Origin of the sequence: Pseudarthrobacter sp. NIBRBAC000502771 (assembly GCF_006517215.1) — a bacterium.
GTDB classification, from domain to species: Bacteria; Actinomycetota; Actinomycetes; order Actinomycetales; family Micrococcaceae; genus Arthrobacter; species Arthrobacter niigatensis.
In genome coordinates this window covers 3,281,022-3,293,117 of the sequence record NZ_CP041187.1, presented here as the reverse complement: position 1 = coordinate 3,293,117, position 12,096 = coordinate 3,281,022, and the positions used below count along the sequence as shown (strand labels likewise).

At 66.3% G+C, this 12,096-nt stretch carries 9 protein-coding genes; 6 read left to right on the top strand and 3 right to left on the bottom strand.

From position 1 onward, the window contains the following. The first annotated feature begins 172 nt into the window (after nucleotides 1–172). Together NIBR502771_RS15405 and NIBR502771_RS15400 are read left to right on the top strand one after the other, a co-directional pair. Nucleotides 173–1,201 (top strand): TerC family protein, encoded by a 1,029-nt coding sequence (locus tag NIBR502771_RS15405; protein WP_141160523.1) that lies wholly within the window; start codon nucleotides 173–175, stop codon nucleotides 1,199–1,201. Between the two features lie 141 nt (nucleotides 1,202–1,342). Continuing rightward, nucleotides 1,343–2,686 (top strand): MFS transporter, encoded by a 1,344-nt coding sequence (locus tag NIBR502771_RS15400; RefSeq protein WP_141160522.1) that lies wholly within the window; start codon nucleotides 1,343–1,345, stop codon nucleotides 2,684–2,686. Here NIBR502771_RS15400 and NIBR502771_RS15395 read toward each other — a convergent pair. The 3 genes from NIBR502771_RS15395 to NIBR502771_RS15385 form a co-directional block, all read right to left on the bottom strand. After that, nucleotides 2,660–4,009, bottom strand: a complete 1,350-nt coding sequence (locus NIBR502771_RS15395) for an alpha/beta fold hydrolase (RefSeq protein ID WP_141160521.1) — start codon at nucleotides 4,007–4,009, stop codon at nucleotides 2,660–2,662. The two genes, NIBR502771_RS15400 and NIBR502771_RS15395, sit on opposite strands and share 27 nt — an antisense overlap. Further along, a complete protein-coding gene (locus NIBR502771_RS15390; protein ID WP_141160520.1) occupies nucleotides 4,002–4,508 on the bottom strand; it encodes a GNAT family N-acetyltransferase in 507 nt (168 codons plus the stop codon). Before NIBR502771_RS15390 ends, NIBR502771_RS15395 begins: the two co-directional genes overlap by 8 nt. Before the next feature lie 64 nt (nucleotides 4,509–4,572). Further along, a complete protein-coding gene (locus NIBR502771_RS15385) occupies nucleotides 4,573–7,110 on the bottom strand; it encodes an RNA helicase (RefSeq protein WP_141160519.1) in 2,538 nt (845 codons plus the stop codon). Between the two features lie 96 nt (nucleotides 7,111–7,206). On the opposite strand from NIBR502771_RS15385, the gene NIBR502771_RS15380 reads away from it, so the two are divergent. From NIBR502771_RS15380 to NIBR502771_RS15365, 4 genes are all read left to right on the top strand, one after another. Then, on the top strand, nucleotides 7,207–7,986 hold the full coding sequence (locus NIBR502771_RS15380) for a trans-aconitate 2-methyltransferase (RefSeq protein ID WP_141160518.1): 780 nt from the start codon (nucleotides 7,207–7,209) through the stop codon (nucleotides 7,984–7,986). Between the two features lie 154 nt (nucleotides 7,987–8,140). After that, nucleotides 8,141–9,871, top strand: coding sequence for an ABC transporter ATP-binding protein (locus NIBR502771_RS15375; RefSeq protein WP_246839684.1), 1,731 nt, complete (start codon nucleotides 8,141–8,143; stop codon nucleotides 9,869–9,871). Then, on the top strand, nucleotides 9,868–11,682 hold the full coding sequence (locus NIBR502771_RS15370) for an ABC transporter ATP-binding protein (protein ID WP_141160516.1): 1,815 nt from the start codon (nucleotides 9,868–9,870) through the stop codon (nucleotides 11,680–11,682). The genes NIBR502771_RS15375 and NIBR502771_RS15370 overlap by 4 nt, the downstream gene beginning before the upstream one ends. Then, nucleotides 11,679–12,056, top strand: a complete 378-nt coding sequence (locus NIBR502771_RS15365; RefSeq protein WP_141160515.1) for a GntR family transcriptional regulator — start codon at nucleotides 11,679–11,681, stop codon at nucleotides 12,054–12,056. Before NIBR502771_RS15370 ends, NIBR502771_RS15365 begins: the two co-directional genes overlap by 4 nt. Nucleotides 12,057–12,096 lie beyond the last annotated feature (40 nt).

The window sequence follows — 12,096 nt, the reverse complement described above, 5'->3', positions numbered from 1 at the left end:
TCCGGCTTGGGGTACAGTTAAAGGACGTAGGGGAGTATCCCAAGCGCTACGATCGTCAACACGCAGGGCATAGTTGCCCTGCCGGGCGTAGCGGGCCGCCACATCAGCACAAAGTGCACAGGCTGGCCGGAGAGACTTACACCATTTTGTGTACCCTGCGAAAGGCTTTCCCGTGCTCGATTTGCCCCTGTGGTTTGAGGTTGGCTCATTTGCCGTCCTCGGCCTGATTCTCCTGGTTGACCTTCTCCTGGTGGTGCGGCGGCCGCACGAACCGTCCATGAAGGAAGCCGGCCTGTGGGTGACCTTCTATGTCACCCTTGCCCTGGCATTCGCCGGAGCCATGTTTGCATTTACGGGGCCCGAATTTGGCAGCCAGTTCGTCGCAGGCTGGGTAACCGAGTACAGCCTCAGCATCGACAACCTGTTCGTCTTCATCATCATCATGGCCAGGTTCTCCGTGCCCCGGAAGTACCAGCAGGAAGTGTTGATGGTGGGCATCATCATTGCGCTCATCCTGCGCGGCATCTTCATCATGCTCGGCGCCATCGTGATCGAGCAGTTCAGCTGGGTGTTCTACATCTTCGGCGCGTTCCTGCTGTGGACAGCCTGGAAGCAGGCCCAGGACGAGGGTGAAGAGGAAGAGGACCGGGAGAACCCGCTGATCGCGAAGATCCGCAAGGTCATCCCGATGTCGGAGAAGTTCGACGGCGGCAAGCTGCGTACCGTGGTCAACGGCAGGAAGGTCTTCACTCCGATGGTGATCGTCTTCATCACCATCGGCCTCACTGACCTCTTGTTCGCAGTGGACTCCATCCCTGCGATCTTCGGCCTCACCCAGAGCCCCTTCATTGTCTTCACCGCCAACCTCTTCGCGCTGATGGGCCTGAGGCAGCTCTACTTCCTGCTCGGTGGCCTGATGAACCGGCTCATTTACCTCAAGCACGCCCTGTCCTTCATCCTGGCGTTCATCGGTGTCAAGCTTGTCCTGCACGCCATGCACGTCAACGAGCTTCCCTTCATCAACGGCGGACACCACATCGAGTGGGCACCTGAAATCCCCACGTTCGTCTCGCTCGCAGTGATTGTGGGCACCATCATCGTGGCGGTTATCGCCAGCCTGCTCAGCTCCAAGGCCCAGGCTGCCAAGATCGATCCGCGCCTCGAAGAGGACGCCCGGAAGAGCCACAGCGACGCCGAGTAGGCACACACCCGCCTCTTTACATCAAGGTAATCCCGGCCCCCACGGCCGGGATTACCTGTTTAAGCCTCCGCAGGACGCATCGATCCGCACCTCGGTCCGCACCCCCTGTGGCATGGGCAGAGGCAGGACTATGCTCGAACCATGGTCCGCACGATTCCGATGGATCCGGGCGCGCGACGGGTGCAGCGGCGAACCGTCCTGCTGTTGAGCGTGGCCCAGGTGTTTGGTGGGCTTGGGACCGGATCAACCGTGTCCATCGGCTCCATCCTGGCCGTGGAACTCTCGGGTTCCAGCGCCTGGGCGGGTTCGGTGGCCACCGTGATGACCCTGGGTGCCGCGGCGTCGGCCCTGCCGTTGGCCTCGCTGGCTGAACGCCGTGGACGGCGGGCTGGGCAGGTGGCCGGCCTCTCGGCTGCCTTGGCCGGCGCAGTCCTCATGGTCCTGGCCGTTGTATCCGGGCTTTTCGTCCTGCTGGTCCTGGGGTCGGCAGGCATTGGCATCGGCACGGCAGCGAGCCTGCAGGCGAGGTTTGCCGCCGTGGACCTGGCCACCGCCGAACACCGCGGCCGGGCATTGTCCACCGTGGTCTGGGCGGTGACGGTTGGTGCCGTCGCCGGACCCAACCTCATCCAGCCCGGAACGGTCGTGGGAACACTCCTGGGCCTTCCTCCCATCGCGGGCCCGTTCGTGATTTCCGGGGCCGGCCTCCTCATCGCCGCGGTGCTCCTGTTCGCCGGCCTGCGGCCTGACCCGCTCCTGCTGGCACGGCAGCTTGCCGCGGCGTCCATCGTGCCAACCGTGCCCGGGGATGGGGAACGCCTGGCCGCAGCCGCGCCACGCAGCCGGGGGTCGCTTCGCCGCGGCCTGCATGCCATTCGCGGTTCCCGGACTGCGCTGCTCGCGGTTTCGGCCGTCGTCGCAGCCCACGCCGTGATGGTTGGGGTCATGTCCATGACGCCACTCCACCTGCAGCACCTGGTGGAAGGGCCGGGCCAGCACGCGGGCCACATTGCCGCGGGGGACGTACTGGTCATCATCGGTTTCACCATCTCCCTGCACATCGCCGGGATGTTCGCGCTGTCTCCGTTGATGGGGTGGCTGACCGACAGGGCGGGGAGGCTGGAGACCATCATTATTGGCTTCATGCTGCTGATCGCTGCCGTCGCGGTCGCCGGCCTGGGGGAGTCCTCAACCGGCGCGGTGGCGGTGGGGCTGGTCCTGCTGGGCATGGGTTGGTCTGCCGCGACGATCTCCGGCTCCACGCTGCTGGCCGAAAGCGTCGGCAGGGAAGTCCGGGTGGCCGTGCAGGGCGTGTCCGACATGCTGATGGGCGCTGCAGGTGCCGTAGGCGGGGCGGCGTCCGGGCTGGTCCTGGGCTACGCCGGCTACCTCGGCCTGAACCTGCTCGGCGGACTGGCCGGAGCAACCGTCCTGGGCGCCGCCGTCGTCACCCGGACATCACGCCGGCGGTCGGCGGCCGCCTGAGCGTGCCATGCCCAGCAGGCGGGCAAAAATCCGCTCACCGTCGTCGGCGATCCCGTCATGATGGAAGTCGGCAGTCTCCCAGACCTGCAGCCCGTTCACGGCGGCTGCAGTCCGCAGGGACAGATCCCGGTCCACGTAGATGTCATCCGTGTATACCGCCGCCGCGGCCGGAACGGTGTTGGCCGCCAGCACCCGGGGGTCGTAGAGCGGCTTCCAATCCTGCTTGGCTGCCAGCAGGTCAGCCACCTCGCGCAGCGGCTCCAGTGCGGGGTCCTGTTCGAAGTACCACGGGTACACCATTTCGCCGGTCAGGAGCAGTGGTTCGGCGTCAGGCCTGAACCAGGGGTTCTCGCCGAGGATCCGCCAGGCTGACCAGTTGGTGGCCTGGTCCTGGCCGTAGATGGACTCGTGCATCAGCGCATACAGCGGGTTGGACCGTCGTGAGACCACCCCCTGCAGCTGCTCCAGGAAAGTGTCCGACAGCCGGGGAACGCCGGACGTCTCCACGAACGCGTCCTCGAGCAGGTAATGGAGGCTGTCCACGCGGGTGTTGCCGCCCAGGAATGCGCCCGCCATCTGGAACCGCCCCACCGTGAGCGGGCTCCCGTCAGGCATGAATTCGGAGGTGCTTCGGAGGTGGCGGGCGATTCTCTCAACCGTAGCCCTGTCCTCCGGGTACCAGCCGAAGTACTCATCGTTACGGGCCGCGACGCGCTGGTAGGTGGCCCGGTACACGTCATCCGCGCTGCCTGAGAGCGGCGCCAGCCCGCCGGTGATCAGCACCTCCTGCAGTCCCTCCGGCGCGAACGACAGGTAGGTCAGGGCGCAGAAGCCGCCGTAGCTCTGGCCGTAAACGGTCCAGGCGGGCGAGCCCAGCGCGTGGCGGATCAACTCGGCGTCCGCCACGATCGAGTCAGCGCGGAAGTGCTCCAGGAACGCTGCTTGTTCAGCGGCGGTCCCACGGCCGGGCAGGGTGTTGCGGTCAAGGGGGGTGGAGAGCCCGGTGCCGCGCTGGTCCAGCATCAGGATACGGAAGTCCTGCGCTGCGGCCTTGCTCCAGCCGCCCAGGGAGCCCCACCGGTTGCCGCGCCCGCCCGGGCCGCCCTGCAGGAAGAGGAGCCAGGGAAGTTGCGCGGCGGCCTCCGGGGTGTGGGCGGCGGACACGTACTCACGGGCGAAAACCGTGATGGCCTCGCCGGCGGGCTCGGCATGGTCCAGGGGGACAGTGAAATAGTGCTCCACCGTGCGCATCCCGCGGAATTCGTGCCTGGCCCTGACCTCATGTCCCGCAGCGGGGCCTGATGCCCGGCGCACGTCAGCCATGGGCGGCAGCGGGAGCGGAGGTTGCCTGGCCGAAACGGTCCAGTGCCACGCCCGTCAGGCGGAACGTGGACCAACCGTCCATGGGCCGCGCGCCGAGGCTGCGGTAGAAGTTGATGGAGGGCTCATTCCAGTCCAGCACGCTCCATTCCACCCGCGCGTAGCCCTTCTCCACGGCAATCGCCGCCAGGTGCTGGAGGAGTGCCTTGCCGTGCCCTTCGCCGCGGGCAGCGGGGCTGACGTACAGGTCTTCCAGGTAGATCCCGTGCACGCCCTCCCACGTGGAATAGTTCAGGAACCACAACGCAAAGCCCTGCACCGCGCCGGCACTGTCCTCGGCCATGGTGGCAAAGACGCGCGGGTTCACGCCGAACAGGGCCTGCTCCAGCATTTCCGGGGTGTTCCGGACGGCGTCGGGTTCCTTTTCGTAACGCGCCAGCTCGTGGATCATCCGGAGGATGGCGGGTACGTCTTGCCGGGTTGCGGGGCGGATTGAACTCATTGTCCGAGCTTACCGCCGGGTCCGCCGCGCCCGCCGCAGCGCATGCACCGGGCCAGTCCGGGGGCTAGAGCCGGTTCACGTCCGTCACCCTCACCACGGCCGTTCCGGTCGCGTCGGAGTCCGCCAGGTCCACCTCTGCCGAGATGCCCCAGTCGTGGTTGCCGGCAGGGTCGTCGAAGATCTGGCGCACCTTCCAGGTCCCGCGTTCTTCGGTGATGATCAGCAGACCGGGGCCACGCGCGTCCGGCCCCGTCCCGATGTCGTCGTGTTCGTCGAAGTAGTCATCCAGCGCATCCTCCCAGCGCTCGGCGCCCCAGCCCGAGGCGCCGTCGAGCTCTCCCAACGCAGTGGCGTCCTCATCGGCGAACAGCTCCACGCGCCGGAACATCTCGTTCCGCACCATGACCCGGAAGGCGCGGATGTTGGAGGTGAGCGACGGCGGCGGGGGTGGTGGAGCGTCGTGCGGCGTGGGCATCACACCGGACGCCAGCTCTTCCCACTCGTCGAGGAGGCTGGAGTCCACCTGCCGGACCAATTCCCCGAGCCAGGCGGTCAGGTCCGCCAGGTCCTCACGAAGCATGTCCTGCGGCACCGTCTGCCGGAGTGCCTTGAAGGCGTCCGCGAGGTACCGCAGCACGATGCCCTCCGACCTGGCCAGTCCGTAGAACTGGACGAATTCGCCGAAGTTCATCGCCCGCTCGTACATATCCCGGACCACCGACTTGGGGGCAAGCTCAAAGTCGCCCACCCACGGCGCGGCCTTCCGGTATACCTCGAACGCCTCGCCAAGGATTTCCGCGAGCGGCTGGGGGTAGGTGACCTCGTCCAGCATGGCCATCCGCTGGTCATAGTCGATGCCGTCGGCCTTCATGGCCGCCACAGCTTCGCCGCGGGCCTTCTTCTGCTGCGCCGAGAGGATCTGCCGGGGTTTCTCCAGGGTCGCCTCGATGACGGACACCACGTCCAGGGCGTACGACGGCGACTCCGGGTCAAGGAGGTCCAGTGCGGCAAGGGCGAAGGGGGAGAGCGGCTGGTTCAGGGCGAAGTTGGGCTGCAGGTGTACCGTCAGGCGGACTGTGCGGCCATCCGGGCCCTGTTCCTCCGGCGGGATCCGCTCGATGACTTCGGCGGCGAGGAGTTCGCGGTAGATTCCCAGCGCCTTCTTCATGAGCCGCAGCTGGGAGGAGCGCGGCTCATGGTTTTCGGTGAGCAGCCGCCGGGCGGCGGCGAAGGGGTCGCCGGGCCGTTCCATCAGGTTCATCAGCATGGCGTGCGTCACCGTGAAGCTGGACGTCAGTGGGTCGGGGACGGATTCCACCAGCCGTTTGAATGTCGGCTCCCCCCAGGACACAAAACCTTCGGGCGGCTTTTTCCTGACCACCTGGCGGAGCTTTTTCTGGTCGTCACCGAACTTTGCCGTGGCCTTCGCCATGGCCTTGACGTTTTCAATCACGTGCTCGGGCGCCTGGACCACCACCGTCCCGGCGGTGTCGTAACCCGCCCTGCCGGCCCGGCCCGCAATCTGGTGGAACTCGCGTGAGTTGAGCAGCCGGGTGCGGACGCCGTCGTACTTGCTCAGGGCGGTGAGCAGCACGGTGCGGATGGGGACGTTGATGCCCACGCCCAGCGTGTCCGTTCCGCAAATAACCTTCAGGAGTCCCGCCTGGGCCAGCTGTTCCACCAGCCGGCGGTACTTGGGCAGCATGCCGGCGTGGTGTACACCGATTCCGTGCCGCACCAGCCGGTTCAGCGTCTTGCCAAATCCGGCGGCGAACCGGAAATTGGCAATGAGGTCCGCGATCTTGTCCTTTTCCTCCCGGGTGCAAACGTTGATGCTCATCAGGTTCTGGGCGCGGTCGATCGCCTCAAGCTGGCTGAAGTGCACCACATAGACGGGCACCTGCCTGGTGGACAGCAGTTCCTCCAGCGTCTCGTGGACCGGTGTCTGGTGGTAGTAGTAGTGCAGCGGAATGGGCCGCTCCGCAGAACTCACCGTGGTGGTGGCGCGGCCCGTGAGCGCCGTGAGCCCCTCCTCGAACCGGCTGACGTCACCCAAGGTCGCGGACATCAGGAGGAACTGTGCCTGCGGAAGCTCCAGGAGCGGGACCTGCCAGGCCCAGCCGCGCTGCGGGTCGGAGTAGAAATGGAACTCATCCATGACCACCGCGCCCAGCTCCGCCGCGGAGCCCTCCCGCAGCGCGATGTTGGCCAGGATCTCGGCCGTGCAGCAGATGATGGGCGCATCCTGGTTGACCCCGGAATCACCGGTGATCATGCCGACGTTCTCCGCGCCGAAGATGTCGCAGAGCGCAAAGAACTTTTCGGACACCAACGCCTTGATGGGCGCGGTGTAGTAGCTGCGCCGGCCCTGGGCCATGGCCTGGAAGTGCGCGGCGATAGCCACCAGCGACTTACCGGATCCCGTCGGAGTGGCCAGGATGACGTTCGCCCCGGTTGCCAGCTCCATGATCGCCTCGTCCTGTGCCGGGTACAGGGACAGCCCCCGGGATTCGGTCCAGTCCACAAAGCGGCTGTACAGGGCGTCGGGGTCGACGGCGGCGTTGGGGACGGACAGATCGCTCAGCTGGTCAACGAGTTTCATTGACTTCAACCTTAGTGCCACGTTGCGGCCGCATAGGGCGCTCCGGGAGGGTTAGGCTTCGCCTTGCCCGTGTGCATGCTAGAACCTGGAGAATTCATGAAATGGGACCCCGCAAAGTACGTCCAGTTCGATGACCACCGGAACAGGCCGTTCTTCGACCTCACCGGCCGGATCCATGCCGACCGTCCCGCACGGGTCGTTGACCTCGGGTGCGGTCCGGGGAACCTGACCGCGTCCCTGGCTGAACGGTGGTCCGAAGCCCAGGTGGTTGGACTGGACTCGTCTGCCGAGATGCTGGCACGCGCGGCCAGGCTGGCAGAGGTCGTTCCGGGCCTGTCCTTTGAACAGGCGGACATCGCAACCTGGATGCCCACCGGGGAGACGGACGTCGTGGTCAGCAACGCAGCCCTGCAGTGGGTGCCCGGCCACCGGGATCTGATGCGCCGGTGGCTGGACGCCCTCCGGCCGGGAGCCTGGTTTGCCCTGCAGGTGCCCGGAAACTTCAATGCCCCGTCACATTCCCTGATGCGGGAGCTCGCAGCGTCTGACCGCTGGTCAGGCAAGCTGGGCGGCGTGCTGCGGGGCGGGGAAACCGTGGGGGAGCCGGGGGACTACCTGAACATCCTGCTCGACGCCGGCTACGCCGCGGATGCCTGGGAAACCAGTTACCAGCAGGTCCTGCAGGGGCCCGACCCCGTACTCGAGTGGGTCCGCGGCACCGCACTGCGCCCGGTCATGGGCATCCTCGGAAGCGAGGATGCCAAGCGCTTTGAATCCGAGTACGCGGCGGCCCTGCGGGAAGCTTATCCGAGCGGACCCCACGGCACGGTCTTCCCCTTCAGGCGGATCTTCGCCGTGGGCCGGAAGAGGGGCTAGCACGGGCACTCCCAACGTGTTTTCGGACCAGTCACAGCGTGTGACAGCAGCTGAAAGTGATCTGGCTTACAATGGCGACTGTAGTTCAGGGGTCAAGCCGCTGGCCCCTGGTCGGCCGTAGGCATGTACAGGGGGTATTTTGCTGGTCGGACTCATGAGGCGGCAGCTTGCCGGCCAACGCAGGCACGTATGGGCGATCATCGTCCTCCAACTGGTCCAGGCAGCGGCCAACCTGCTGCTGCCCACCGTGAACGCGGCCATCATCGATGACGGAATCGTGGCCGGCCAACCCCAGGTGATCTCCCGGCTGGGTGCGCTCATGGCTGCCATCGCGGTGGTGCAGGCGGCAGCCGCCATTGCTGCCTGCTACGTCGGCGCGCTTGTTGCGATGAAGATCGGGCACCGATTGCGGGCGGACATCTTCAACCGGATCCAGTCCTTCTCCTCACAGGATGTGGCCCTGTTCGGAACCCACAGCCTGACCACCCGCGCCACGAACGACGTCCAACAGATCCAGGCGTTCGCCCTGCTGGTCTTCACCATGCTCTTCGCCGGGCCGGCCATGGGCATCGGCGGGATCGTCCTGGCCGTCCAGCAGGATGCGGCCCTGTCCGCGGTGGTAATCGTCATTGTTCCGCTGCTCCTGCTGATCATGTACTCGATAGTCCGGCGCCTCATCCCGCTCTACCGGGAGGGGCAGGACCTGCTGGACCGGTCAGGCGGCATCCTGCGCGAACAGATCATCGGGACGGATGTGATCCGGTCCTTTGTCCGCCAGGGCCATGAAATGCGGCGGTTTGCGGACACCAACGCCCGGCTGACCGCCAACAATCTGCGGTCGGCGCTTCTGGTAGCCGGAATGCTGCCCATGATCATGCTGGTGGTCAACATCAGCTCGGTGGCCGTGGTGTGGTTCGGCGGCCACCGCATCCAGGCGGGGTTGATGAACCTCGGCGCCCTCACGGCTTTCATCGCCTACATCATGCAGATCCTGCTGGCCATCATGATGTCAATGTATGTGCTGATGACGGCGCCGCGGGCCTCCGCTTGCGCCGAACGCATCCAGGCAGTGCTGGATACGGAGCCGTCCGTCAGCAGCTCGGCCGCGGCCGGCGCGCAGCCCCGGGTGGACACAATTCAGCCGGCTGCTGTGTCTTTCCAGGGCGTCGGCTTCGCCTATCCGGGAGCTGAGGCCCCCGTGCTTGCGGAGATCAGTTTTACCGCCGCTGCCGGCACCACCACCGCAATTGTCGGCTCCACCGGAAGTGGCAAGACAACGCTGCTGAACCTGATCCCCCGTTTCCTCGACCCCACCGAGGGCAGCGTCACCCTGGCCGGCCACGACGTCCGGAACCTGTCCCTGGACCAGCTCCGCGCAGCCATGGCCATGGTGCCCCAGCATTCCCACCTGTTTACCGGGACGATCGCCGACAACCTGAGGATGGCAGCCCCCGCAGCCCCCGACCACGAGCTCTGGGCGGCACTGGAGTTGGCGCAGGCCATGCGGTTCATGGGAGACCTTCCACTGGGGCTTGCCACCCCTGTCGGACAGGGTGGAGCCAGCCTTTCCGGCGGCCAGCGGCAACGGCTGTGCATCGCCCGGGCCTTGGTGCGGAAGGCGCCCGTCTACCTTTTCGACGACAGCTTCTCGGCCCTGGACTACGACACGGATACCAGGTTGCGGCGCGCCCTGGATGGGGCGCTTGCCGATGCAACCGTCATCATCGTGTCCGAACGCATCTCGGCCGTGGCAGGCGCAGACCTCATCCTGGTGCTGGACGACGGCCGCCTCGTTGCCCAGGGCACCCACCGCGAGCTGCTGGAAACGTCGGCCACCTACCGGGAAATTGCCGAATCACAGCTCGCGCTGGACGGCACCCTGTGACGGCAGGGGAGCCGGAAGCCAAGGAAAAGGAGTACAGGTTCTGGCCGACTGCGCGCAGGCTCTTTGGCCTCCTGGTGCCCTTCCGGCTGCAGATGCTCGGGGCCGTTGGAGCCACTTGCGCCTTCGCTGTCCTCAACGTGGCAGCACCAAAGTACCTGGGTGACGCCACCGACGAAGTGGTGGCCGGCGTCCTGCAGGGCAGCCTCGACCAGCGACTCGGAGTCCTGCTGGCAGCGGTGGCCCTGATGTACGTGTTCGCATCCCTGTTCAACTGGATGCAGGGGGCGTTGACCGCGCGGGCCGTGCAGGGGCTCATGTACGGGCTGCGCGCGTCCGTGGAGGAAAAGCTGCACCGACTCCCGTCCACTTACTTCCGGGGAAGGTCCCGCGGGGACGTGCTGAGCCGTGCCACCAACGACATCGACAACATCGCCCAAGCACTGAACCAGGTCCTGACACAGCTCATCGTGTCCGTCCTGATGCTGTGCGGCTCGCTGGCCATGATGCTGTGGATCTCGCCGCTGCTCGCGGCCATCGCCATTGCCACTGTCCCCGTCTCCACGCTGATCACCGTCCTGGTGGCCCGGCGGTCCCAGGAGCACTTCGCGCGGCAGTGGACCGAGACCGGCGAACTGAACAGCCACGTCGAGGAATTCATCAGCGGCCATGAAGTCATCAAAGCCTTCGGCCGCCAGGAACACGCGGCGGACGTCTTCAGCCGCAGCAGCCGACGCCTGGCGCTGGTTGCTACCAAGGCGCAGTATGCGGCCGGGGTGGTCCAGCCGCTGATGGTGCTCATGTCCAACCTCAACTACATCCTGGTCGCGGTGGTGGGGGCCCTGCAGGTCATCGCTGGAGCCATGACCATCGGCGGAGTCCAGGCGTTCATCCAGTTCAGCCGGTTGTTCAGCCAGCCCGTCGGACAGATCGGCGGCCTGCTGAACGTGATGCAGTCCTGTGCTGCATCGGCGGCAAGGGTTTTCGTGCTCCTGGACGCGGGCGAGGACGCCCCGGAGCACGCCGGCCAGGGCACCGGCGCCCCGGCCGGCGGCCGCATAGTCTTCGACGACGTCACGTTCGGCTACCCAGGGGCTGTGCCCGCCGTGCGCAACCTCACCTTCGCCGTGGAGCCCGGCCAGGCGGTGGCGATCGTGGGACACACCGGTGCAGGCAAGAGCACCGTGGTGAACCTCCTGATGCGCTTCCTGGAACCCGCATCCGGCACCATCACCATGGGGGGCCGGGACATCGCGGCAATACCGCGCGACCAGTTGCGGGCCCACTTCGGTGTGGTCCTCCAGGATTCCTGGCTCTTCGACGGCAGTATCCGGGAAAACATCGCCTACGGACTGCCCGGAGCGCCGGACGCGGCGATTGTCGCAGCCGCGGAAGCCACCCACGCCGACCGCTTCATCAGGTCCCTGCCGCACGGCTATGCCACGGTGCTGGAAAACGGAGGGGAGCCACTCAGCCAGGGCCAGCGGCAACTCCTTACCATCGCCAGGGCACAGCTGGCCGGGCGCGCCGTCCTGGTGCTGGACGAGGCAACCAGTTCCGTTGACTCCAGGACGGAACTGCTCATCCGCCAGGCGATGCAGCGTCTGCGTGACGGGCGGACCAGCTTCATGATCGCCCACCGTTTGTCCACCATCCGGAACGCTGATCTAATTCTCGTCATGGACCACGGACGCATCGTCGAACAGGGCACGCACGAAAGCCTGCTCGGCGCCGACAGTTACTACGCGAAGCTTTACGACGCCCAGTTCGCCGAACGGGACGGCCGCAACGAGGTCCTGGAGGGCGGCCTGTGACCCCGGACGGGTTTCCAGGATCCTGGCGTCCCAACCCTGCCAGCAGCGTGGCGCTGTTCGAACAACTACGTCTCCAGGTGATCCACCTGGCGGACAACGGTGCGCTGGCGCCCGGCACCAGGCTCCCCGCCGTCCGCGCCCTCGCAGAGAAACTCGACGTCGCCCCGCACACCGTCGCCAGGGCATACAAGGAACTGGAGGCTGCCGGCGTCGTGGCCACCCGGGGCCGGCACGGGACAGTGGTTTCGGCCCGGGACGAGCGGCTCGGGGACCTCTCGCAAGCGGCCGCCGCGTACGCCGCCGTCGCCAAATCCCGGGGTGCCAGCTTCGCCGAAGCCGTGAAGCTGCTGGCCGCCGCTTACGATGTTCCCTGAGGGCGGAACCGTCAGTGTTCGAAAAAGTTTTCGATTAGCA